Raw genomic sequence first — 24006 nt, 5'->3', positions numbered from 1 at the left:
CGACCATTCTGTTAGGTTTTTCCAGGTCAGTCGAGCCTGACTTCCGGCGGCTCCGGTGCGTCCTTGGGCGCAGGCGGAACGGCGGCAGGGGACGAAATGGTTTTCTGTTCGGACTCAATGGGCACCATCTTGTACTCCTGCCCCTGCATGTTCTTGAGGTAAACCTCCATCTGCCGGAACGAGATGTTGATGTGCTGCTTTTTGAATTCCTTGTTGATAAATCGGTTGATCTCGTCGAGCACCGGATTGCGGTCGCCCAGATCGCGCACATGCATACGCAACTCGTGATCAAGAGTGCTTTCGCCAAAGTTGAGGAAGTAAACGATCGGCTCGGGCTCTTTCAATACCCGCGGGTTTTCCCGAGCGGCCTTGAGCAAGAGGTTGCGCACCAGGTCCAGGTCAGAGCCGTAGTCAACACCCAGCTTCAATGTCACACGGGTGATGGTGTCGGTCAGCGACCAGTTGATCAGTTGCCCGGTGATGAAGGTCTTGTTCGGGACAATGATGTCCTTGCGGTCGAAGTCGGTAATGGTGGTCGCGCGGATACGGATCTTGCTGACGGTGCCCGACAGATTGCCGATGGTGATGGTGTCGCCGATTCGTACCGGGCGCTCGAAGAGGATCATGATGCCGGAGATGAAGTTCGCGAAGATCTCCTGCATGCCGAAGCCCAGGCCGACCGACAGGGCGGCCACCAGCCACTGCAACTTGTCCCAGCTCACGCCAAGTGCGGAGAGCGTCGAGACAAAACCGATGCCGGCGATGGTGTACGACAGCAAGGTCGTGGTCGCGTACGAACTGCCCTGCTTTAGATTGAGCTTCGACAGCACGAGCACTTCCAGCAGGCCCGGCAAGTTGCCCGCCAGCACGAAGGTGATGCCGATGATCACCAGTGCCCCAATCAGGTCGCCAAGGCTGATCGGCACCATGCTGATGTTTGTGCCGGTGCCGCTCGTGTATTCGTACAGCGTGATGTTATCGAGGTAAGAGAAGACCGAAATCAAATCGGCCCAGACGAAGTAAAGAGCGCCGATGAAACCGGCGATCAGCGCCAGGCGAATCAGGCGCAGCGACTGCTGGTTGACCTGTTCGATATCCAGCGTGGGCTCTTCGATCAGGGTCTCGCCTTCGCCCGCTTCCTTGGCTGCCTGACGTTTGCTCAACGCGCGTTGATATGCCAGTCGGCGTGCAGCCACACTCAGCCCGCGGACGAACGCCGCCTCGATGACCAGCCACAGCATCAGCAGGTACAGCGTATCGATCAGACGGTCACTGAGTTTCAGAGCGGTGTAGTAATAGCCGAAGCACACCGCAACAAAGAGCGCGACGGGCATGGCAGTAAAGGCCAACCCTACTGCGCGACGGAACAGTGAAGCGTTCTGGTGAGTGGGGCTGGTCAGCAACAGGCGCGCCAGCAGCCAGGTCATCAGCGAGTAACAGGTGAGGACCACGCCGATGCCAATGACGTCATCGGCAAGGGCCGAGGGCTCGTGCTCGGCCACTGCCACCACCGTCACCAACGCCAGCACCACCAGACCCAGACGGCGGATCCAGCCGCGCAAAAATTCGACCTGAGGTTTTTCCCAGCGGAAGTGCAGTTGCGCGACGCCGCCCGGCGCAAGAATCCGGTAGGCGGTGTAGAACAGCAGCCAGGCCAAAGCGATCTGGAGAAGCGCCGAGCCCAGATTGACGTTTTGGCCTCGCGCATCGATCTGCAGCGCGAACGCGCACACCGCCAGGGTGAGCGACAACGGCATGGCCAGCAGAACGTTGATAAAAATCGCCAGCGGCGTTTGCCATTGCCGATCCCGCTTGAAGTGGCCGATGTCAGCGTGCAGGCGGTTGAGCTTGTCGTACAGCGCTTTGCGCTTCCACATCAACGCGCCGATCACCAGAAACAGCGGCAGGAAGATCAGCGGTCGTTGCGCCAGCCCGTCGTAGAGTTCGCTGATGCTCGACGTCCACGGCAATGTGGTCAGCTGCTTGATCAGGCGCGGCTTGATGCGTTCAAACCACTCCAGGTCCAGCGGCTTGTTGCTGGGGATCCAGAACATCTGCTCGTCGAGGGTTTCGCGCAGGCTCATGGCCGTGCTGACCAACTGCTTCTGATTGAGCTGCAGGGTGATGGATTCGTTGAGAAGCGCACTCAGCTCTCGATTCAAGCGTTCCAGCAAATCGCTGCGGGTGGTGGCCAGATCCAGCAGGGTTTTGCGCAACGCGGGCGTGACGTCTTCCGGTTTTTGCGTGGCCAGGAGTGTATCGACATACGCACTGGGGCTGCTCATCTGCTCGCGTTGCTGGTTGACCTCGAATTGGTACAGCCGAATGTCAGCGATTTCGTCAGCCAAGCCACTGTCGAGCTTGAGCTTGGGCAGCGACTGCTTCTGTTTGTAGAGGATTTTGGACAGCAGCAGGCTGCCGCTCAAGACGTTGATCTGTTCATCCAGCGCTTGATCGGTCTGGGTCAGCGCATCGAGCTGGGTCTTGGTTTTCAGGTTCTGCTGGGTAAGGTCGTTGAGTCGGTCAGTGCCTCGCAGCAGGTAATCCGAAAGCTTGAGGTTGGCGTCGCTCTCACTGGTCAAGAGGCTGCTGCCCCCGGCTTTCTGGGCTTCAAGAGATAGCTGCGTCACGGTTTCCTGTGACTGGGCGCGGCGCTTCTCATTGATCAGCGTCTGCAGGTCCTGAATTTCCTGATCCTGACGATTGACCTTTTCCGTGAGCAGGTCGCGCTGGCTCCCGCCGAGGTCCTGCAACTGGCTATTGCCGGCAAGTTCCTGGCGGCGCAGGGCGATCAAGGCGTTGATCGACGCGAGTTCGGCATTCAGGGCGTTGCGCTGATCGGCGTTGATGGCTTTGCCGCCGTCCTTGCCGGATTTGAGAATATTGTTGATCGCCTGAGTGCGTGTCTGGCTGCTGCTGATCTCGGCCTGGGCACGTTCGGGGCGGGTCTGCGCGGTGATGGTCAGGCTGTTGGCATCGTTTAGGGCCTTTTGCAGGTCAGCCTGCTGGGCGCTGCGCTGACTCAGCATCTGCTCAAGTTTGGGCACGTCCAGGCTGGCGTAGCGCTGAGCCACAGGAATGACCTTACTGGCCTTGAGCTGGGTCAGCTCCCGCTGGTTTTCGGTCGTTTGCCGGGGGGCGTCGGCGAGCTGCTTTTTCAGGTCTTCAAGCTTTTGCTGGTTATCCTTCTGGCTGGCCAGAAATGTCAGCGTCTGCTCCAGCACTTGCTGCAGGGCTTTCTGGTCGTCAGCGGACAGTTTGCGATCGGCGATTTTGTCCAGGCTGCGCTGTACGGCCTCGCTGGACAATGGGGGCGTATCGGCGGCGAGCGCCGGTACGCAGAAGAGGCATAGCCCAAGCAGGGCCGAGGCAAAAACATTACGCAGCGAGAACATAGACACCGGGTCAAGCGAACAGAATGGGGGGCAGTTTAAAGGAACAACCCTGGACCCGGGCGGCTACCTTCGGGGAATCTGACGCCCACTTTGAGGATCTTGTTCCCGTCCATAACGGCGACGGTCCAAATAGTTCCATTCCATTCGACCTGGTCGCCGACAATCGGCGCGCCGCGGTTCTTCTGAATGATGAACTGACTCAGCGGCATTCCAGGGTCCAGCCCGTCGAGCTTGAGGCCGTAAAGCGCCGCGACAGCCCCCAGTTCAGCGTCTCCTTCGAGCACGAAGTCGCCGAAGAAGCGCAGATCCAGACCGCGTTGCGGGGCTTGGCTGAATAGCTTGCCCAAGGCAGGAAGGTCATGTTCGTGGCCGATAACGCAGAGCAGGTCGCCGACCTCCAGCACCGTACTACCCGACGGATGGAGCAGTTGCTGACCGCGAAAGAGGGCGGCGATACGCGTGCCTTCCGGCATTTTCAGCTCGCGCAATGCAGCGCCGATGCACCACTTTTCGGCGCCGAGACGATACACGAACAACTCCCACTCGCTGGTGACATGCACTTCCAGCGCCGCGCGCGATATCGGCGCGGGGTCTGGCGGTACGGTGACTTTCAGCCACTTCGCCACCCACGGCAGGCTGGTGCCTTGCACCAGCAGTGACACCAGCACGATGAAGAACGCGAGATTGAAGTACAGCTGTGCATGGGGCAGACCGGCCATGAGCGGAAACACCGCCAGAATGATCGGCACCGCGCCGCGCAGGCCGACCCAGGCGATGAACGCCTTTTCCCGGCCGTGGAACACTCGGAAAGGCAGCAGGCCAGCCAGTACCGACAGTGGCCGCGCCACCAGGATCATCCACAGCGCCAGACCCAGGGCGGGAAGCGCAATTGGCAGCAGATCGTGTGGCGTGACCAACAGCCCCAGCACGAGGAACATGCCGATCTGCGCCAGCCACGCCATGCCGTCGAGCATGTGCAGGATGCCGTGACGGCTGCGAATGGGCTTGTTGCCCAACACCAGACCACACAGGTACACCGCAAGGAAGCCGCTGCCATGAATGGCGTTGGTCAGGGCGAAAACGGCCAGACCGCCGGCCACCACCAGAATAGGGTAAAGACCGTTGGCCAGGTTTATACGGTTGACCAGCTGGAGCATGATCCAGCCACCGCCCAGGCCAATGATGCCGCCTATTCCGAACTCCTGAATCAGATGACCCAGCAAGCCCCAGTGCAGACCGGTCTGGCCGCTGGCGAGCATGTCGATCAACGTCACGGTGAGGAACACCGCCATGGGGTCGTTGCTGCCTGACTCGATTTCAAGGCTGGCCGTGACCCTCTCGTTCAGGCCTTTGCCGCCCAGCAGCGAGAACACCGCTGCGGCGTCGGTCGAGCCGACAATGGCGCCGATCAGCAGGCCCTGAATGATATTGAGGTCAAATAACCACGCGGCGACCATCCCCGTCAGGCCCGTGGTAATCAACACCCCCACCGTCGCCAGCGACAAGGCCGGCCAGAGGGCAACCCGGAAACTGGCCACCCGTGTGCGCAAGCCGCCGTCGAGCAGAATCACCGCCAGGGCCAGGTTGCCGACCAGATATGCCGTCGGGTAGTTATCGAAGATGATGCCGCCGCCATCGACCCCCGCCACCATGCCGACGGCCAGGATGATCACCAGAATCGGGATACCCAGGCGCGAGGACAGCGAGCTGACGAGAATACTTGCAGCCACCAGCAACGCGCCGATCAGGAACAGGCTGTTGATGGTCGTGGCATCCAAGGGCGGTACTCCAGAAAACGAATTCAAACGAACGAGGGCGCGAACTGACCATGCAGTCCGCGTGCCAAGGGATTTAACCCGTTGAATTGGTTGGCTGTCAAAGCGTAATTCGTGATGGCGCGCTGTATGGACCCGTGGTCAGGTTTGAACGGCGTTGCGCGATAGCACCTCAACTCCCTGCTGATCCCTTTCCAGGCGAGTCATCGACTTTTGGCCGTCATAAATATGTATGTCACATGGCGATTCGACTTCTGATCACGTCGGGCTTCCTTTTAGCCAGAAGCGATTCACGCCATGCAGGGTTCAAACACGGCAGTTGCCACATCCGATGAACGACAGCTCAAGCAAATAGCCAGGCGTTACGCCGCGGCATATCCCGACCTTCACGAATTGGCCAGGTCCGCCGCACAACGCATCATCTTCAAACACACCGGTCAGCATCTCGATCCCGGTCAGGTGTACTGGCACCGTTTCTCGACGGCCAGCAGCAGTTCGCGGTCGTTCACGGGCTGGAGGCATGGTGGTAAGCCTGTCCAGTCGATGACCATGATCGAGTTACTGCTTCATCGTTTTGATGCCGCCGATCAGCAGTCTGTGGATGAACTGTCGCTTTACGGCGGTTTTTACACGGACGGGCCGACCCATGAGCGTTTTGATGAACGCAATGAGGTGCGCCTGTTACCGGCGGAGGTCCTCGAAGATTTCTGGGCGCTGGATTTCAGTGCAGGCTACCGGCGCCAGATGGACCGGTTCTGGGCGCAGCACAGTGATGACTTCTGCCTGCTCGCCAAAGCCAGTTTCCTCGCTCATGCGGGTGAAAGTGTCGGCCGGCACCGTCTTTCCCTGGCTGACTTCCATGTGCTGCGCCGCGCAATCACGCCAGACCCCGACCCAGTACCAAGTCTTGCGCAGCTTCGCTTGCCATCGCTCGGCATGTTTTATCTGGAGTTGGGCGAGTTCAAGGCGCGGGACGTACTGCGCATCGCTGGTGAGGGCGGGCGGCAGATGATCTATCTCTGTGGGGATGAAGAGCCCTTCCGCTGTTTCGATACCCATCAGCAGCTTTACGAATGGTTGAAGGGGCAGTTCCTTTCCCTGAGAACCCGTGTCGCCATCTGTGCCCGGTTTTTGCGTTCGCCGGATGACTGGCAAGCACATCGCCAGGCGTTTCAGCGCGACGTAGCCCTGCTGCTAAGCCGGGAGCAAGACCTTGACGGCCCGGCCCGGCTGGTCAATCGCAGTGCTGATCCCATCCCGGGTGATCCATTTGCTTATCTACGGGACATGGCGCGCAGGGACATGATGCAGGACGCCGACACCTTGTTGACCAGCAATGGCGACCTGCGCAAGCAAATCTGGCTCGGCTATTTGAACGCCTTCCTGTCAGTGTCCGGCAACCTCGCCGTCCTGGGCTGGCCGATGGCGCTGGCGGTGGTTGGTGCCAGCGCCATCGGCGTCGGCCTGAGTATCGATCTGGCCGCCAGTGGCAAAACCGCTGAGCAGCGCCGGGCGGGCGTGCAGGGTGCAATCAGTAGCGCCATATATTTGCTTTTTAATCTGCCTTTACTCACTCGAATGAGCGCGGATATCTGTGTGGCGGCGCCGCGAATCCGGCCACCGCTGGGCGAGTTGGCTGGCAACCCTCTGGCGGGCATGAGTGGGGATGTCGTGCTTGAGCCGGCAATTCCAGAGCTTGGGGAGGCGCGTTTTGAAGGGATTCACCGACTGGACAACGGCGAGATGTGGATATTGATCGGGGCCGAGGCGCATCGCGTCAGCTTCGATGAAAGCCTGGGCGGTTGGGTGGTTGTCGACCCAGGCAACCCGTTTGCTTTCAACGGCCGCTATGGGGTGGCATACGACGCGCACGCTGGCTGGAAAGGACTGTCACCCCTGCGCCTCGCCGGAGGATCGCCCATGGACGGTGCGATTGTCGCTGTTTCCCAGCCCCGATTTGTCACCGTGCAGTCCGCGTTCTGGGACCGCTTCATGCAGCTGAACCTGTTCGACGAAAAGCTCTACTCCGAGGCTGCAATGGCGCGTCAGGAGACCGTCGTCGAGGCCTTCCGAATGGACCCCTACGAAACCGTCACCACCGATTCCGAAGGTGAAGACGTTCACTTCGACGAATGGGGTGCCAAACACCGCGTGTTCCGCACCCATGAAGGCGACCATTTCGCCGCCAGTATTACGCAATACACTCAGGAAGATGACGCCTACAACCAGTTCCTGCGCACAGGAGTGCCGAAGTATCCCGATCAGGTCGACATGCTCCAGCGGTTCGTGGACGACGTCGTCACCGTGGGCAGGAACAACGATGTCGCTCTATACCGCGGTGGCAGCGGGGCGCGCGGGACGTCCGGTGCGTTTTTCCGCACGGGCGATGTTCGGGCGGGCGATGTGCTCGTTACCACCGACATCACATCGTTCAGCGAAAACCCTTACATGGCGCGTACGTTCGCCAGCAATCAGGAGGGGATACATGCCAGCGCGACGACGGCACCGATCCGCTTCGACGACACCAGCGTGGTGTTCGTGCTGCCGGAAAAGGACTACTTGAACGCTGTACCCGTTGCGCCTTTTTCGGCAAATCCGGAGGAGGCCGAGGCGATCTTTCTGCCGGGCCATTACTTCCGCATCGAAAGTATCGAGCAGGTGCTCGGTACGTTTTATCAGTTCATGAAAGTGCAGCTGCGCGAAATCGAGGGCCCAATAGAGGGACGCCAATTGCTGGATTTGCGCACCGGAGAGGCGTTCAGTCGCGCGCAATATGCAGCGCGGCTGGGCAGCAGCGCGCAGCAACTGACTGAACGTTTTTTTCCGACGCCGGCGTTTTAGCGGAACAACGATCGGTCAGAACCAGCTTTCCTGCATCGAAAGGCACGCGTCATCGCGTTTTTCGAGGATGGCCAGCTCATGGTGACAGCCCGGTACTTCCCACGTCAGGAAGTAACGGGCCGCCTGCAGTTTGCCTTTGTAGAAAGCAACGTCCGCCTCGCTGGCATTATCCAGACCCTCCTGGGCCCGAATCGCCTGCTCCAGCCAGCGCCAGCCGATGACGGTATGACCGAACGCTTTAAGGTAGAGAGCCGAGTTGGCCAGCGTGGCATTGACCTTGCCCTGGCTCAGGTCGGTCAGCAAACCGAGGGTGACGGTTTGCAACCGGGCAACCAGTTGCTCAAGCGGCTGGCGCAAAGGGACAAGCGCGTCATCCGCCTTGGCGCGCTCGCAGGTGCCGACAATCAGCCTCAGCAGTTGTTTGAGTCCGGCGCCGCCGTTCTGCGCCAGTTTGCGCCCCAGCAAGTCGAGCGACTGAATCCCGTGAGTGCCCTCATGGATAGGGTTCAGCCGATTGTCACGGTAGTACTGCTCGACGGGGTATTCACGTGTGTAGCCATGGCCTCCGAGCACCTGAATCGCCAGTTCGTTGGCCTTCAGGCAGAACTCCGAGGGCCAGGATTTAACGATGGGCGTCAACAGATCAAGCAGTTCGTGAGCATGCTTTCGCACGTCCTCGCTTGCGCCTGTCTGCGTGTCGTCGAACAGCCGGGCGGCGTACAGACCCAGGTCGAAGGAGCCCTCGACATAAGCCTTCTGCATCAGCAGCATGCGTTTGACGTCGGCGTGCTGGATGATGGAAACGGGCGCACCGTCCGGCGCCTTGCTGTCGGGCAGCCGACCTTGCGGGCGTTCGCGTGCATATTCCAGTGAATACAGGTAGCCGGCGTAACCCAGCATGACCGCTCCCATGCCGACGCCGATGCGTGCCTCATTCATCATCTGGAACATGCAGCTCAGGCCCTGATGCGGCTGACCCACCAGATAACCCACGCACTGCCCGTTGTCCCCGAAGTTCAACGCGGTAGAGGTGGTGCCGCGCCAGCCCATCTTGTGGAAAAGCCCTGCCAGCGCAACGTCGTTACGCGCGCCCAGGCTGCCGTCTTCATGAACCAGAAACTTCGGCACGATGAACAACGAGATACCCTTCACGCCCGGCGGCGCGTCAGGCAGTTTCGCCAGGACCAGATGGACAATGTTTTCGGAAAGCGGGTGATCGCCCCCTGAAATAAAAATCTTGTTGCCGCGCAGGCGGTAGGTGCCGTCCCCAGCAGGCTCGGCGCGGGTGCGAATGTCTGACAGCGAGGAGCCGGCGTGGGGCTCCGTCAAGGCCATGGTGCCGAAGAAACGGCCCTCGATCATCGGCTGTAGAAAGCGCTGTTTTTGTTCGTCTGTGCCGAAGTTCTCGATAAGGTTCGCCGCGCCCATCGTCAGAAACGGGTACGACGCCGTGGCGGCATTGGCGGACTGGAAATGCGCGAAGCACGCCTGAGACAACAAGGTAGGCAGCTGCATGCCGCCGACGTCGAAGTCACGCGCTGCGTTGAGAAAACCCGCTTCCAGGAAGGCATCGACGGCGGGCTTAACCTCAGGAATCAGAACCGCTGCGCCGTTCTCGAAGCGAGGCTCGTTTTCGTCATTTTTACGATTGTGTGGCGCGAAGTATTTCTCTGCGATGGTGCGTGCCGTGCTGATCGCCGCATCAAAGGTCTCCCGGCTGTGCTCGGCGAACCGCTCACGTTGTGTCAGCGCCTCGGCATCCAGCACTTCGTACAGCTCGAAAGCCAGATTTCGGGAACTGAGCAGCGTCTCGGACATGACGGCGTACCTTTTTTTGGGTTGGCTTGGGCTCATGAGCCCTGTGCGTGATGTGCCGTCGAGTCTAGGGGGGAGGGATTGGGGTGAACAGGATGATTGATGCGCGTGATGGGCGTATCAAACGGTAAAAGCATGCTGGCCGCATCGGGTTCACGAACGCGCTTGCCCCCGAATGCTGCAAGTCATACCCGCTGGGGTTTTGACTTGGTTCACTCGCAGGCAAGCGCGCTTCTGCACTCGTACACCGTTATCAGGCCGGACCCCCGACATTTTCAAAAACGCCGGGTTCACACTGCCGGTTTATCCGATGGTCATCAGGCTTGCGTTGCCGCCTGCTGCTGCCGTGTTCACGCTCAGCGCGCGCTCGATCACCAGACGTTCCAGTGCAATGTTGGTCTCGCCTTTGGAGAGGCCATGCACGCCGATGATAGCGCCGCTGCGCTGGGCGACCTGTTGGCAGATCGCGCGCAGTTGGTCGGAGTCCCCGTGATGCAGCACCGCATCAATCGCGACCTCGTCCTTGTTCCAGTCGGCAACCAGTTTGAGACGTGCCTGCACCTCTTTAGGCAGACGGCTACGCAGCGATTTGCCCGGCTCTCCGTCCGGGATGATCGCCGTGCTGCCCACTGCCATGACTGCTGCCAGTTGCGCCAGCAGGTCCGTCTCGTCTTCGGCCAGACACAACACGTGTTCGCGCGGCAGGATGCTGTAGCTGTTGCGCTCGCCGGTCGGGCCCATGAGCATGCGTGTCACGCCACTCTGCGACTGTTCGGCGAACTGATTGCACAAGGCTTCCAGCTCATTGAGCTGGTGCTTGCCCGCCCACGCCTTGAGCGCGATCAACGGCTTGAGCATCGACTCCTGCATGCGAGTGTCCGGCACCTGTTGCGCATCCCGCGTCGCGAAGGACTTCTGCACGGCGTCGGCGGGGCGCGTTGACAGCAAACGGTAAAGGTACAGCGGGCCACCGGCTTTTGGCCCGGTGCCCGACAGCCCTTCGCCACCAAACGGCTGCACACCGACGACAGCACCCACGATGTTGCGGTTGACGTACATGTTGCCGGCGTTGACGTTGTCGATGACCTTGGCAATGGTCTCGTCGATGCGTGTATGCACGCCGAGTGTCAGGCCGTAACCCGACGCATTGATTTGCGCGATCAGTTGGTCAAGCTCGCGGCGCTTATAGCGCACGACGTGCAATACCGGGCCGAAGATTTCGCGCTGCAGTTCGTCGAAGCTGTCGAGTTCGATCAGCGTCGGCATCACGTAGGTACCGCGCTTGATCTCGTCGCTGTCGGCAATGGCAACCTGATACACGTTGCGGCCTTTGTCGCGCATGGCCTGAATGTGCTTCTCGATGCCGGCCTTGGCTTCCTGATCGATGACCGGGCCGATGTCTACCGACAGTCGCTCCGGGTTACCCAGACGGCTCTCGGCCATCGCGCCTTTGAGCATTTCAATGACGCGATCCGCAGAGTCTTCCTGCAAGCACAGGACGCGCAAGGCGGAGCAGCGCTGGCCGGCGCTGTCGAACGCAGACGACACGACGTCGATGACCACTTGCTCGGTGAGCGCCGAGGAGTCGACGATCATTGCGTTCTGGCCGCCAGTTTCGGCGATCAGCGGAATAGGGCGGCCCTGTGCATCAAGACGGCCGGCAACGTTGCGCTGCAGCAAGCGGGCAACTTCGGTCGAACCGGTGAACATGACGCCCTTGACGCGATCATCGCCAACCAACCGCGCGCCAACGGTTTCACCGCGGCCAGGGAGCAGTTGCACCACGCCTTCCGGAATGCCCGCTTCGAGCAGGATGCGTACGGCCTGCGCGGCAATGAGTGGTGTCTGTTCGGCGGGTTTGGCGAGCACCGGGTTGCCGGCCGCCAAGGCTGCAGCCACCTGACCGCTGAAGATGGCCAACGGGAAGTTCCACGGGCTGATGCACACTACAGGGCCCAGTGGACGGTGAGCGTCATTGCTGAAATCGTTGCGTGCCTGGACCGCGTAGTAGCGCAGGAAATCCACAGCCTCGCGCACTTCGGCGATGGCGTTGGCGAACGTCTTGCCGGCTTCGCGAGCCAGCAGGCCCATCAAGGGTTGTATCTCGGCTTCCATCAGGTCCGCGGCGCGCTCCAGGATCGCGGCACGCTCAGCCGGTGGCGTCGCTTGCCAGATCGGCCCGGCGCTGAGGGCGCTGAGCAGGGCGTTATCAACGTCTTCCAGGGTTGCTTCCTGGACGTGGCCGACGACGTCACGCAGATCCGACGGATTCAAGACCGGCGTTTCAGTGCCGGCGCTGACCGGGCAGCCCAGCATCGGACCGGCCTTCCAGGCGTTATGCGCAGTGGCGAGGAGTGCCGAAGACAGTGATGCCAGGCGGTGCTCGTTGGCCATGTCGATACCGGCCGAGTTGGCGCGCTCGGCGCCGTAAAGGTCGCGCGGCAATGGAATGCGCGGGTGTGGCAAGCCAAAACCGCCTTCCTGCGTTGCCATGCGCTCGATGCTGGACACCGGATCGGCTACCAGTTCCTGAATCGAGATTGACTGGTCCGCGATCCGGTTGACAAAAGAGGTGTTGGCGCCGTTTTCCAGCAGTCGACGAACCAGATACGCCAGCAGCGTTTCATGGGTACCGACAGGCGCGTACACGCGGCACGGTCGGTTCAACTTGCCGTCGGCGACTTTGCCTACGACCTGCTCGTACAGGGGTTCGCCCATGCCATGCAGGCACTGGAACTCGTACTGGCCGGGGTAATAGTTCTGCCCGGCGATGTGATAGATGGCGGCAAGCGTATGGGCGTTGTGCGTCGCAAATTGCGGATAGATGACTTCCGGCACCGACAGCAGTTTGCGGGCGCAGGCGACGTAGGAAACGTCGGTGTACACCTTGCGCGTGTAGACCGGGTAGCCTTCCAGTCCTTCAACCTGGGCGCGTTTGATCTCGCTGTCCCAGTAGGCCCCTTTCACCAGGCGGATCATCAGGCGGTGGCGACTGCGGCGCGCCAGGTCGATGACGTAATCGATCACGTACGGGCAACGCTTTTGGTAGGCCTGAATCACAAACCCGATGCCGTTCCAGCCCGTCAGTTGCGGCTCGAAGCACAGGCGCTCAAGCAGGTCCAGCGACAGCTCAAGGCGATCGGCCTCTTCGGCATCGATATTCAGGCCGATGTCGTATTGCTTGGCCAGAAGCGTCAGTGACAGCAGGCGCGGGTACAACTCGTCCATGACGCGCTCGTATTGTGCGCGGCTGTAGCGCGGGTGCAACGCGGACAACTTGATTGAGATACCGGGGCCTTCGTAGATGCCGCGGCCATGGGAGGCCTTGCCGATGGAGTGAATCGCCTGCTCGTAAGACGCCAGGTATTTCTGCGCGTCGTGCTCGGTCAGTGCCGCTTCGCCGAGCATGTCATAGGAATAGCGGAAGCCTTTTGCCTCGAACCTGCTGGCGTTGGCCAGCGCTTCGGCGATGGTTTCGCCGGTGACGAACTGCTCGCCCATCAGGCGCATGGCCATGTCCACGCCTTTGCGGATCATTGGCTCGCCGGATTTGCCGATGATGCGGCTCAGCGAGGAGGTCAGGCCGGCCTCGTTGTGAGTGCTGACGAGTTTACCGGTCAGCAACAGGCCCCATGTGGCGGCGTTGACGAACAGCGACGGGCTGTTGCCCAGGTGCGGGTGCCAGTTGCCGGTGCTGATCTTGTCGCGGATCAAGGCGTCACGGGTGCCTTTGTCAGGTATGCGCAGCAAGGCCTCGGCGAGGCACATCAGCGCCACGCCTTCCTGCGAGGACAGCGAAAACTCCTGCAACAGCCCCTGGACGATGCCAGCGCGACCCCCGGCGCTTTTCTGATTGCGCAATTTTTCCGCTATGGAGGCGGCGAGCTTGTGCGTGGCGTCGGCCATTGGAGCAGGCAATCGTGCCTGCTCGATGAGCATGGGCACTACTTCAGGTTCGGGACGGCGGTAGGCCGAGGTGATTGCGGCGCGCAACACCGACTGAGGAAGAATACTCTCGGCGAATTCAAGGAATGCCTGATGGCCGACGTCAGCGGGCAGGTCGCCCTGATCATCGGCATCTTTGCCACCCAGACCGCTGAGTTCACTTAGGGTCGCACCGCCCTCGAGCTTCTCGAGATAGTTGAAGATCGCCTGCTTGATCAACCAATGGGGTGTACGGTCGATGGATTGAGCAGCCGATTTCAGTCGCTCGCGGGTAGGATCGTCGAGTTTGACGCCGAGGGTGGTGGTGGCCATTGCTAGTCCTCATGACAGCCACGGTCATGTGGCTTAACTGGGGCAAGATTAGCCTTGGCATCGCAAGGGTGCAACCGGGTGCAACCGCTTTTTTCAAAGTGTTTCGACCGCTCTTTGGGTGGAGCGCTTTAATCCGACCGGGCTGCGTCCTATGCGGCATAAGCTCCCAGCCAGGGTTGGGCTTCTTACCGACAAATACCGGGCGTGGTGGCCTTTCAAACTTATTTGTAAAAAAGCCAGGTATTACCGGTTTTCGGGTTGCACCTGTTCTGGAATGTCCTCTAGGATGCGCCGCTTTGGTGCATTCAAGCGGGGTGCAAAGGCGTACTTCGTCTGCCCGCGACACACGCGAGCGGCTTTGCGCGAACCTGATGCCTCAGGGGAGTTTCGCATTGCTCGCGCTCATAAAAACAACACCGGGATATTACCCATGAGTGTCAGCAATCCAACCCTGATCACCTTCGTGATCTACATCGCCGCAATGGTCCTGATCGGGCTCATGGCCTATCGTTCCACCAATAATCTCTCGGACTACATCCTCGGCGGTCGCAGCCTTGGCAGCGTGGTCACGGCGCTCTCTGCGGGTGCTTCAGACATGAGCGGCTGGTTGCTCATGGGCCTGCCGGGTGCCATCTACATGTCGGGGCTGTCGGAAAGCTGGATCGCCATCGGCCTCATCATCGGCGCCTACCTCAACTGGCTATTCGTTGCCGGGCGCCTGCGAGTGCAGACCGAGCACAACGGCGATGCGCTGACCCTCCCGGACTACTTTTCCAGTCGCTTCGAAGACCACAGCGGCTTGCTGCGGGTGATCTCCGCTATCGTCATTCTGGTGTTCTTCACGATCTATTGCGCTTCCGGCATTGTCGCCGGCGCACGGCTCTTCGAAAGCACATTTGGCATGTCCTACGAGACGGCTTTGTGGGCAGGCGCGGCGGCGACCATTGCCTACACCTTCATTGGTGGGTTTCTGGCGGTCAGCTGGACCGATACCGTGCAAGCGACGCTGATGATTTTTGCGCTGATCCTGACGCCGATCATCGTGCTGTTGGCAACAGGCGGAGTCGACACGACATTCATGGCGATTGAAGCTCAGGATCCGAGCAACTTCGACATGCTCAAGAACACCACCTTCATTGGCGTCATCTCGCTGATGGGCTGGGGCCTGGGCTACTTTGGCCAACCGCATATCCTGGCACGCTTCATGGCGGCTGATTCGGTCAAGTCGATTGCCAAGGCCCGTCGCATTTCCATGACCTGGATGATCCTTTGCCTGGGGGGCACTGTTGCCGTGGGCTTCTTCGGGATCGCGTATTTTTCGGCGCACCCGGAAGTCGCGGGTCCTGTCACCGAAAACCATGAGCGTGTCTTCATCGAGCTGGCCAAAATCCTGTTCAACCCATGGGTCGCCGGTGTGCTGCTGTCGGCCATTCTTGCGGCGGTCATGAGCACCCTGAGCTGTCAATTGCTGGTCTGCTCCAGCGCGTTGACCGAAGACTTCTACAAGGCGTTCCTGCGCAAGAGCGCATCGCAAACCGAGTTGGTGTGGGTGGGGCGAGCGATGGTTCTGCTGGTGGCACTGATTGCTATCGCCCTGGCCGCCAATCCGGAGAACCGCGTGCTTGGGCTGGTCAGCTACGCGTGGGCCGGCTTTGGCGCAGCGTTCGGTCCGGTGGTGCTGATCTCGGTGATCTGGAAAGGCATGACTCGCAACGGCGCGCTGGCAGGGATTCTAGTGGGCGCGATCACGGTAGTGGTGTGGAAGCACTTTGAGCTGCTGGGTCTGTACGAAATTATCCCGGGCTTCATCTTTGCGAGCATTGCCATTGTGGTATTCAGCGCTGTCGGCAGAGGGCCGACGCCGGGCATGTTGACGCGCTTTGAAGCAGCAGAAAAGGAATACAGGGCGGCGTAATCGCTGCTTTGTACAAGCGCCCGAGCAACGCGAATGCTCGGGCGCTCCAGCCCACATCAGCTCTTGTTGTGGTCGGCGTCCAGGTTGAAGAACATCGTCTTGCCGCCCTCGCTGGTATACCCGGTGTTGTCCTGGGTGTAGACCCCAGCCTTGAAATACAGCTGCTGCTTGCTCCAGGTGGCGCTGATGCGGTCGTTCCAGGCCATCCCGTGAGCCGTCACGCTGAGCAGTCCGGCTTTGTTCAGGTGGATGACGTAGTTGAAGGTTTCGTTCAGGGCCACGTTTTCAGCAACGGTGATCACCCGGGGCTTCTTGTCGTTGGGGTGGTAGCGGACCTTGGCAACGATGTTGCCCATGTGCGTCGCTTCCTTGTATTGGTACTCAACCTTCAACAGCGGCTGGGTGCTGTCATAAACGTGGATCTGACCGATGACCACTTTGCCGGACGACGGCACTTGCAGCACCTTGAGCTTGGCGTTGAGGAAGTTATCGGCGTCCTGGTAGTACCAGTTATGCAGCGTGCCGTTGGACCAGGTTTCACGCAGTTCGGTACGTGGATATTTCGCGTTGGCGGTCTTCGTTCCGGTGACCGGCGCCCAGAACGTAATATTCGATGCGCCTGACTTGAAGTATTTGCCGTCGTACCCGTTAAGCAGTTGTTGCGTTTCGACAGTGGCGGGGGGCGAGCCCACGGGAATGCTCAGATTCCAGGTTCCCAAATCAATCATGTCTAGTCGTCCGGTATGTCTCATTGCCAGCAAAAAGGCTGGCGCAAAAGGGTGAAAGGGGCGCTGTTTATACGATTCGCCGCTGCGTTTGTTAATGCGAATCTGTCGGATGGTTGACGTCAAAGTGCCGCTAATTGGGCTGCAGCGTAGGTCTGACCTGAGTTCGAGAGGCCTGACCGTTAGTCGGCTGAACGGCACTTTCTCGGCAAGGGCGTACTCGCTTCCTTCTTTTTTTCTCAATCGAAGCTAGAGTAATGGCCTACCAGAACATCGGCGGGGACACTCCCCGGGCAGTAAAGTGAATGATGAGTAGCAGCATGGAATGCGTGCAGTCCCCGCCATCAAGTGGCAAATCAGTATTGTTGGTCGTCGACGATTACCCGGAAAATCTGGTGACCATGTGCGCTGTACTTCAGCGTCAGGACAGGGAAATCATCACCGCCAGCGGAGGCATGGAAGCGCTGAGCATTTTGCTGGACCGGGATGTTGATCTGGTACTGCTCGATGTCCAGATGCCGGACATGGACGGCTTTGAAGTGGCCCGCCTCATGCGCGGCAGCCAGCGAACACGACTGACGCCGATCATCTTTCTCACCGCCAACGAACAATCCCGCGACTCAGTGCACAGGGGCTACGCCAGTGGCGCAGTCGATTACCTGTTCAAGCCGTTCGATCCCAATATTCTCAGGCCCAAGGTCCAGGCGCTTCTGGAGCAGCAGCACAACAGGCGTGCGCTGCAAAAGCTGAGTCGCGAACTGGAGTCGGCGCGGGCGTTCAACGCATCGGTACTGGCGAACGTCGCTGAAGGCATCCTTGTGGTGACGGAGGACGGCATCATCAGCTTCGCCAACCCGGCAATCTGCCGCCTGCTGGGTATGACTGACGGTGAGTTGCGCGGCACCGAGCTGCGTACTTACCTTCAAGAACCCAGCGTGGGCGAATGGACCGATTCCGGGTTCTACCACCACTACCGCCGTGCCGACACTTACCGCGTACACGACGCTGTGATGCGCACGCCGGAGGGGCGCCAGGTGCCGGTCGCGCTGTCCTGCGCGCCACTGCCCGCCGAGCAGCGCGCCATGGTGCTGAGCGTGCTCGACATGTCGGTGGTGCGTGACCTTTATCGTCAGCTCGAGCACCAGGCCGTGACGGACTCCCTGACCGGCCTGCTGAACCGGCGCGGCTTCTATCAGACCGTCGAAGGGATGCTGCTGCGCAACGAACATGCGGGCAAGTATCTGGTGGTGCTGTACCTGGACCTCGACGGCTTCAAGGAAGTGAATGATTCCCTCGGCCACGACGCCGGCGATCAAGTGCTGCAATGGGTGGGCGCGCAGCTGAAAGACTGCCTGCGCCCTTACGACGTGCTTGCGCGCATGGGGGGCGACGAGTTTGTGGTGGTTATCGACGGTCTGGACTTCCCCGAACACGCCGCCAAAGTCGCCGAAAAACTCATCGAGCGGGTGTCTACGCGGCGCATGGTTGACGGTGTAGAAGCGACGCTGGGGGCAAGCATTGGCATTGCCGTGTACCCCGACTGCGGCACCAATCTGGACGGTTTGTTGCGCGCGGCCGACATTGCGATGTACGAAGCCAAGCGGGCGGGACGCCAGCAATACCGATTCTTTGACCAGTACATGAACGGCCGCGCGCGGTCGCGCCTGATGCTTGAAGAAAGCGTTCGTACCGCGATCGACGGTAAAGACTTTTCGATGGTCTACCAGCCGCAAGTCAATGTGGTCACCGGAAAAACCCGAGGCTTCGAGGCCCTGCTGCGCTGGCATCATCCAGACGCGGGCGACGTGCCGTCTGGCGTGTTCATCCCGCTGCTGGAAGAGACGCGCCTGATCAACAAACTGGGCAGCTGGATTTTCGAGCAGGGTGCGGCGCAGCGCAAACGCTGGGGCGATGTGTTTCCCGACGATCTGGTCATGAGTGTGAGCGTAAGCCCTGCGCAATTCAGCCTGCCCAACCTTGCGGCCGAATTACAGCGAGCGATGCAGCTGCATGGTCTGCAACCGCGGCAGCTGGAAGTGGAGATCACCGAGCCATCGCTGGTTCACAATCTGGTCCACAGCCGCCAGCAATTGCAGAACCTGCACAACATCGGCGTGCGCGTATCGCTGGATGACTTTGGCGCCGGCGACAGTTCGCTTGCTCACCTGCGCAACCTCGATCTGGACACCCTCAAACTCGACCGACACTTCATTGGCGGCATGCTCGGGTCGCCCAGGGATCTTGCCGTTGCACGCAGCATTATCGATCTCTGCCGCATGCTGGACATCGACGTGATCGCCGAAGGGGTTGAAACCGTCGAGCAGTACGAATGGCTCGTCGACAACGGCTGTCAGATTATTCAGGGATTTCTGATTGCCCATCCGATGCCGCCGCTCGAAGCCGAGCGTTTCGTGCAGCCCGTGGAATTGCCAGTCGCATTACAGCTGCTGGGGCAGGACTGACGCGGTAGACTCCTGCCTTTTCCACGACCCGATCCGATCATGACCGTCACGCTTCCCATTGAGCTCAAATACCTGCAGGCCTATCCCGAAGGCTTGCAGGATCAGGTGCGCCAGCTGATTGCGCAGAATCGCCTTGCCGATTACCTGCAGCAGCGCTACCCGGAGCGCCATGAGGTGCAGAGCGACAAGGCGCTTTACGCCTATGCGCTGGCGCTCAAGCAGACGTATCTGCGCAATGCGCCGAACATCGATAAAGTCTTGTTCGACAACCGTCTGGACCTGACCCATCGAGCGTTGGGACTGCACACCACGGTGTCGCGGGTGCAGGGCGGCAAGCTCAAGGCGAAGAAGGAAATCCGCGTGGCGGCGTTGTTCAAGGAAGCTGCACCGCAATTTCTGAAAATGATCGTGGTTCACGAACTCGCACATTTCAAAGAGGCAGAGCACAACAAGGCTTTTTATCAACTGTGCGAGCACATGCAGCCGGGCTACCACCAGTTGGAATTCGACCTGCGTATCTACCTGACCTGGCGTGACATGCAGACCGCCTTGCGCTGAGCGGCGCATCACCACATTCAAGGAAGTCTCGATGGACGTCAGCAAGACCAAAAGCAGTTTTTACCGCCGTCTGTACGTGGCTTATCTGATCGACAGTCAAACGGCCAGCAGTGTTCCGGCGCTCACTGAGATCACCGGCATGCCACGTCGCACGGCGCAGGACACCATCGCTGCGCTGGCAGATCTGGACATTGTCTGTGAGTTCGAGCAACAGGACGGCGGCCGCAACCATGCAGGCGGCTACCGGATTCGTGACTGGGGTGCGATCGAGCCAGCGTGGATCGAGCGCAATCTAAAGTCCATCAAGACTGTGCTGGGGTATCCCTGACGACGCAAGGTGATTCAGAAGCTTCCCGGCTAAAGCCGGTCCCACGGGTTGCGAGCTCGGCTAAAGCGGTCCCACGGGTTAAGAGCTCGGCTGAAGCCAGTTATGCCATCTGACTCCCCGGCTCAATCTAGATCGCGGCGCATGCTGATGTGCGGTATGCCGTCTTCGACATAAATCTCGCCTACCGGATTGAAGCCATAGCGGCTGTAGTAACCCTGCAAGTGCGCCTGGGCCGAAAGAAATATCGGCTGGTCCGGCCATTGACGCTCGGCATGTTCCAGCGCCTGCACCATCAGCTCGTGCCCCATGCCCTTGTTGCGCATTGACGGGGCAGTCACGACTCGGCCAATGGTCACGTCGCCGTTCTGCTGAATGGGGTCCAGCAACCGCAGATAAGCGACCAGTTGATCACCCTGCCACGCCATGAGATGGCAGGTATCGCCCAGTAAATCCTGGCCGTCGACGTCCAGGTACCAGCACTTCTGCTCCACCACGAACACCTGCGCCCTGAGCTGCAAAATGGCGTACAGCTGCTCTTTTCCAAGCTCGGTATGGTGTTTGCAAATCCAGTTGATAGACATGACGCCGGCCTGCGAGAAGAAGTGGATGCCGGATACTAAACGCATAACGTCGCCAGCCCAAGTTCACCGCGCGCAGCGCCAGATGTGTTGCGTTGATCCGTACGTCATTTAGTTGAACGCCGGCACAAAACATCCTGCTTTTATGAGTTGTGAAAACGGCAAAAGGCGTCTTCACTGAAGGCCAGTTGCCATAAGGAAGCTGAGCATGTCGCGTTTGCTGTGCGCCGCAGTGCTGCTGGGAATGCTGCTGATAGCCCAAGGCGCAGTCGCGCAAACGCTACGTCTGGCTGGCGATGCGTGGGCGCCTTATGCCGATGTCTCGCTGCTGCACGACGGGCTCTCCACTGACCTGATTCGCACTGCGCTGGGTCGCGCAGGTTATGACACCGAGTATGAGCAGGTCCCGTGGGCACGAGCGATCCACGGCCTGAGCGAGGGGCGATACGACATTGTGATCAATGCCTGGTACAGCGAGGACCGAACGCGGATTGGCGTGTTCTCCGCGCCCTATCTGATCAATCACCTGCGCTTTCTGAGGCGCAAAGACTCCACCATCGTTTACCAGACCCTGTCACAGCTGCACCGGCATTCCATTGCGGTCGTGCGCGGCTATGCCTATTCACCGGAGTTTGACGCGGATGTCGAGCTGAAAAAGGTACCGGTTGCAAACTTCTCGACCGCCGTCAGGATGCTCGCTGCGGGGAGGGTCGAATTAACCGTGGAAGATGAGTACGCGGCGCGCTTCGCGCTGCTTCACGAGCCTGCCGAGGTCCGGGATAACGTTGAATTCCTGCCCAGGTCGCTGATCGAGAACAGCCTGCACATGCTGGTCAGCGTCAAGCTGGCGGCCCATCAGCAAATCGTTATGGACTTTGACAAGGCCATCGCCGAGATGAAGGCCGATGGCACCTACGACAAGATGATCAAGCTGCACGGCCTGTGATTTGCGGCTCACTGTCCGGTGCTTTGATCAGGTGCGCTGCCAGCGTACGCAACGGGCCCAATTGTCGGCAGATCAGCGCCAGTTGGGTTTGCACCAACCGTTGGCCTTCGTCGATTTCTTCAGGCATCTGCTCCAGGCTAGTGGCCAGGGCTTCCTCGGCATCGCTCTGCACCGCTACTGGCTCGCGCAGCATGAGGCTCTGCGCGATTTCATCAATGCTCGCGGCCAGGCTAGCGCCAGCGCCCTCAATCAGTTGCTCGCGCACCTCAGCAGGCAGTGGCGTATCCCGATGCGCACCAAGCCCGGAGAGGTAGCTGAGCAACGTGTGTGAAAGCACCAGAAAGCGGAAGCCCACATCGGCTTCCTTTCGGAAATGCCCGGGCTCCATGAGCATATTGGCGAGCGTGGTGGACAGCGCGGCATCAGCGTTGTGGGCATTGCGGCGGGCCAGCCGATACGCCAGATCGTCGCTCTTGCCATTGGCGTATTGCTGCATGATCTGGCGCAGGTAAATGCTGTTGCACGACAGCGTGTTGGCCAGCACCTTGTTGAGCCGGCGACCCTGCCAGTCGGGCAGGAACAGGAACACCGCCAGCCCTGCGATCAGACTGCCCAGCAAGGTGTCCAGCAAGCGCGGCAGGAATACGCCGTAACCGTCGCCTACCTGATTGAAGCAGAACAGGATCATCACCGTGATCGCTGCCGTCGACAGCGTGTAGCGCGTCGTGCGGTTGACGAAGAACACCACGCCGGCGAGTACCGCGCACATCGATTGCAGTACCGGGGTGCTAATCAGGTCGAAAAGTATCCAGCCGGCCGTCAGACCAATCGCTGTGCCTATGATCCGCTGGCCGAGTTTACGTCGCGTCGCGCCATAGCTCGGCTGGCAGACAAATACCGTGGTCAGGATGATCCAGTAACCCTGCGACGGGTGAATCAGGTGAACCATGATGTAACCGATGACCAGCGCCAATGGCAGGCGCAGGGCATGGCGGAACAACAGCGAGGTGGGCGTCAGCTGCAGGCGCAGGCGCGTCCAGACATCCTTGAGATTGCGCGGCGAGCGATCCAGCAGGCTGCTGTCAGTGGCGTCGGCCAGCGCGTCGGGATTGCTTGCATCGCTGAGCAGGCGGTCGAGTGTGCCGAGGTTGTTGGCCAGCGCACGCAGGGAACGCAGCAGCCCGCGCCACGCCGGATTGCTCTGGATGCGCAGGTGCTCGAGGGAGGCACGCAGATCGTCCAGGGCATGGGCGAAGCTGTCATCGTATATAAACGGCTGGCGCAGCTGGATGGAAGCGGACAGGTCGCGGCAGGCACGGCCCTGCTGGCGCAACAGACGCTGACAGCGGAACAGCACATCGCTGTGAAAGAATGCCTCGGCGAGGGAGTTGTAAGGATAGTGCGACGAGCTGGCCCGCTCATGGATGTCCTGGGCAAGGAAGTACAGCTTCAAGTAGCGGCTGACCTTTGAGCCGGGCCGCCCGCTGCCCACGCGGTTTAGGATGATTTCCTTGGTCACGTTGAGCGCGCCGACAACCTTGCCGTTCTGTTTGGCAAGCTGCAGCCGCTTGGCTTCGACGTCCAGGGTACGAATGGGCTCGAACAGATCGGATTTGAGTTTGAGGTACAGACCGAGCTCGCGAAACAGCCGGGCCAGCGCCTGCTGCACCGGCTGATTGGAAAACAGCATTTGCCACAGCACTGAGAGCAACCCGTACCAGGCTGCGCCTGCGACGAGCAGCATGGGCTCGTGCCAGAAGTCGGTGACTTCGCCGCCGCGCTGATCGACGCCGATCATGGTGTAGACCGACAGAATGAGCGTCGCATAGGCAATCGCGCCGTAACGCTCGCCCAGCGCGCCGAGCATCGTCAGGCAGAACGCGGCGAAGGCAAACGCGCAGATGAACACCACGGGGTAGGGAAACAGCAGCTCCACCGACAACGCAGCAATGCTGAAGCACACCAGCGTCACGGCCAGCGCATTGAGGCGGCCTTGCCAGCTGTCGTCGGTTTCTGAAAGGGCGCTGGCGATGATCCCGAGGAACAGCGGGATCAGCTGAGACATTTCGTTCTGGTACCAACACAGCGCCATGCTGCCGGTCAGCGCGATGAAAACCCGCACGCTGTAGGAAAACTTGTCCAGCGCCCAAAGGCGGCGGAATGTGTTGCGCAACGATGTCGATGCCATGAACGCTGACGGCCTTGTTCGCGATTGATGTGCTGAAGGATATGTACAGCGCCGGATGCCCGCTGTACATCCGGGTAGCAAGATTTATTCCGGAGCGGATACCGAAACCTCAAGAGACGCCTTGACTCCAATGGCACCTCTTTGATTTGCGACACCGCGCTGTAGGAGCGTTCGGAGGTCGACGGTCGCGAACGCGCAGGCTAGGGCACTGAACATGTATTGC

The 24006-nt window shown here is 60.1% G+C and carries 13 protein-coding genes; 6 read left to right on the top strand and 7 right to left on the bottom strand.

Annotated features, from left to right (window positions below; translation table 11 throughout):
* Window positions 1–26 precede the first annotated feature (26 nt).
* Together mscK and LT42_RS18180 are read right to left on the bottom strand one after the other, a co-directional pair.
* Window positions 27–3395, bottom strand: coding sequence for a mechanosensitive channel MscK (gene mscK, locus LT42_RS18185; RefSeq protein ID WP_037015976.1), 3369 nt, complete (start codon window positions 3393–3395; stop codon window positions 27–29).
* A gap of 35 nt (window positions 3396–3430) precedes the next feature.
* Entirely contained in the window at window positions 3431–5173 is a 1743-nt protein-coding gene (locus LT42_RS18180) for a potassium/proton antiporter (RefSeq protein ID WP_037015973.1), read from the bottom strand.
* Between the two features lie 294 nt (window positions 5174–5467).
* On the opposite strand from LT42_RS18180, the gene LT42_RS18175 reads away from it, so the two are divergent.
* Window positions 5468–8011 (top strand): dermonecrotic toxin domain-containing protein, encoded by a 2544-nt coding sequence (locus tag LT42_RS18175; protein WP_037015970.1) that lies wholly within the window; start codon window positions 5468–5470, stop codon window positions 8009–8011.
* A 15-nt stretch (window positions 8012–8026) separates the two neighbouring features.
* Here LT42_RS18175 and LT42_RS18170 read toward each other — a convergent pair whose 3' ends face one another.
* Both LT42_RS18170 and putA read right to left on the bottom strand, forming a co-directional pair.
* Complete coding sequence (locus LT42_RS18170) at window positions 8027–9829, bottom strand: acyl-CoA dehydrogenase (RefSeq protein WP_037015968.1); 1803 nt, start codon at window positions 9827–9829, stop codon at window positions 8027–8029.
* A gap of 300 nt (window positions 9830–10129) precedes the next feature.
* Window positions 10130–14083: a trifunctional transcriptional regulator/proline dehydrogenase/L-glutamate gamma-semialdehyde dehydrogenase gene (putA, locus tag LT42_RS18165; RefSeq protein WP_037015965.1), complete on the bottom strand. Its 3954-nt coding sequence runs from the start codon at window positions 14081–14083 to the stop codon at window positions 10130–10132.
* A gap of 430 nt (window positions 14084–14513) precedes the next feature.
* Here putA and putP point away from each other — a divergent pair, with 430 nt between their 5' ends.
* On the top strand, window positions 14514–15998 hold the full coding sequence (gene putP, locus LT42_RS18160; protein ID WP_037015962.1) for a sodium/proline symporter PutP: 1485 nt from the start codon (window positions 14514–14516) through the stop codon (window positions 15996–15998).
* A 56-nt stretch (window positions 15999–16054) separates the two neighbouring features.
* Here putP and LT42_RS18155 read toward each other — a convergent pair whose 3' ends face one another.
* Window positions 16055–16726, bottom strand: a complete 672-nt coding sequence (locus tag LT42_RS18155; RefSeq protein ID WP_037015959.1) for a polysaccharide lyase family 7 protein — start codon at window positions 16724–16726, stop codon at window positions 16055–16057.
* Window positions 16727–17043: 317 nt separating this feature from the next.
* Here LT42_RS18155 and LT42_RS18150 point away from each other — a divergent pair, with 317 nt between their 5' ends.
* From LT42_RS18150 to LT42_RS18140, 3 genes are read left to right on the top strand one after another with little or no spacing between them, the layout of a single operon-like run.
* Window positions 17044–19185, top strand: a complete 2142-nt coding sequence (locus tag LT42_RS18150) for a putative bifunctional diguanylate cyclase/phosphodiesterase (RefSeq protein ID WP_037015957.1) — start codon at window positions 17044–17046, stop codon at window positions 19183–19185.
* A gap of 39 nt (window positions 19186–19224) precedes the next feature.
* Entirely contained in the window at window positions 19225–19743 is a 519-nt protein-coding gene (locus LT42_RS18145; RefSeq protein WP_037015955.1) for a YgjP-like metallopeptidase domain-containing protein, read from the top strand.
* A gap of 31 nt (window positions 19744–19774) precedes the next feature.
* Window positions 19775–20071: a winged helix-turn-helix domain-containing protein gene (locus tag LT42_RS18140; RefSeq protein ID WP_037015953.1), complete on the top strand. Its 297-nt coding sequence runs from the start codon at window positions 19775–19777 to the stop codon at window positions 20069–20071.
* A 122-nt stretch (window positions 20072–20193) separates the two neighbouring features.
* Here the strand turns inward: LT42_RS18140 and LT42_RS18135 are convergent, their stop codons facing one another.
* Window positions 20194–20652: a GNAT family N-acetyltransferase gene (locus LT42_RS18135; RefSeq protein ID WP_037017519.1), complete on the bottom strand. Its 459-nt coding sequence runs from the start codon at window positions 20650–20652 to the stop codon at window positions 20194–20196.
* 205 nt (window positions 20653–20857) lie between these two features.
* On the opposite strand from LT42_RS18135, the gene LT42_RS18130 reads away from it, so the two are divergent.
* On the top strand, window positions 20858–21595 hold the full coding sequence (locus LT42_RS18130; protein ID WP_037015949.1) for a substrate-binding periplasmic protein: 738 nt from the start codon (window positions 20858–20860) through the stop codon (window positions 21593–21595).
* Here LT42_RS18130 and yccS read toward each other — a convergent pair.
* Window positions 21576–23783 carry a YccS family putative transporter gene (gene yccS, locus LT42_RS18125; protein ID WP_037015944.1) on the bottom strand — a complete coding sequence of 736 codons (2208 nt, stop codon included), beginning with the start codon at window positions 23781–23783 and terminating at the stop codon, window positions 21576–21578. The two genes, LT42_RS18130 and yccS, sit on opposite strands and share 20 nt — an antisense overlap.
* Between the last annotated feature and the right edge of the window lie 223 nt (window positions 23784–24006).

It is taken from the genome of Pseudomonas lutea, assembly GCF_000759445.1.
Lineage (GTDB): Bacteria > Pseudomonadota > Gammaproteobacteria > Pseudomonadales > Pseudomonadaceae > Aquipseudomonas > Aquipseudomonas lutea.
Note: the sequence above shows the minus strand (reverse complement) of the source record. Positions and strands in the feature narration are given on the sequence as shown.

Bases quoted from the DNA above. Each gene is read 5' to 3' on its own strand.
- LT42_RS18140 (WP_037015953.1), top strand. From the start codon at position 19,775: ATGGACGTCAGCAAGACCAAAAGCAGTTTTTACCGCCGTCTGTACGTG.
- LT42_RS18170 (WP_037015968.1), bottom strand. From the start codon at position 9,829: ATGTCCGAGACGCTGCTCAGTTCCCGAAATCTGGCTTTCGAGCTGTAC.
- LT42_RS18175 (WP_037015970.1), top strand. From the start codon at position 5,468: ATGCAGGGTTCAAACACGGCAGTTGCCACATCCGATGAACGACAGCTC.
- LT42_RS18155 (WP_037015959.1), bottom strand. From the start codon at position 16,726: ATGATTGATTTGGGAACCTGGAATCTGAGCATTCCCGTGGGCTCGCCC.
- LT42_RS18135 (WP_037017519.1), bottom strand. From the start codon at position 20,652: ATGTCTATCAACTGGATTTGCAAACACCATACCGAGCTTGGAAAAGAG.
- LT42_RS18150 (WP_037015957.1), top strand. From the start codon at position 17,044: ATGGAATGCGTGCAGTCCCCGCCATCAAGTGGCAAATCAGTATTGTTG.
- mscK (WP_037015976.1), bottom strand. From the start codon at position 3,395: ATGTTCTCGCTGCGTAATGTTTTTGCCTCGGCCCTGCTTGGGCTATGC.
- putP (WP_037015962.1), top strand. From the start codon at position 14,514: ATGAGTGTCAGCAATCCAACCCTGATCACCTTCGTGATCTACATCGCC.
- putA (WP_037015965.1), bottom strand. From the start codon at position 14,083: ATGGCCACCACCACCCTCGGCGTCAAACTCGACGATCCTACCCGCGAG.
- yccS (WP_037015944.1), bottom strand. From the start codon at position 23,783: ATGGCATCGACATCGTTGCGCAACACATTCCGCCGCCTTTGGGCGCTG.
- LT42_RS18145 (WP_037015955.1), top strand. From the start codon at position 19,225: ATGACCGTCACGCTTCCCATTGAGCTCAAATACCTGCAGGCCTATCCC.
- LT42_RS18130 (WP_037015949.1), top strand. From the start codon at position 20,858: ATGTCGCGTTTGCTGTGCGCCGCAGTGCTGCTGGGAATGCTGCTGATA.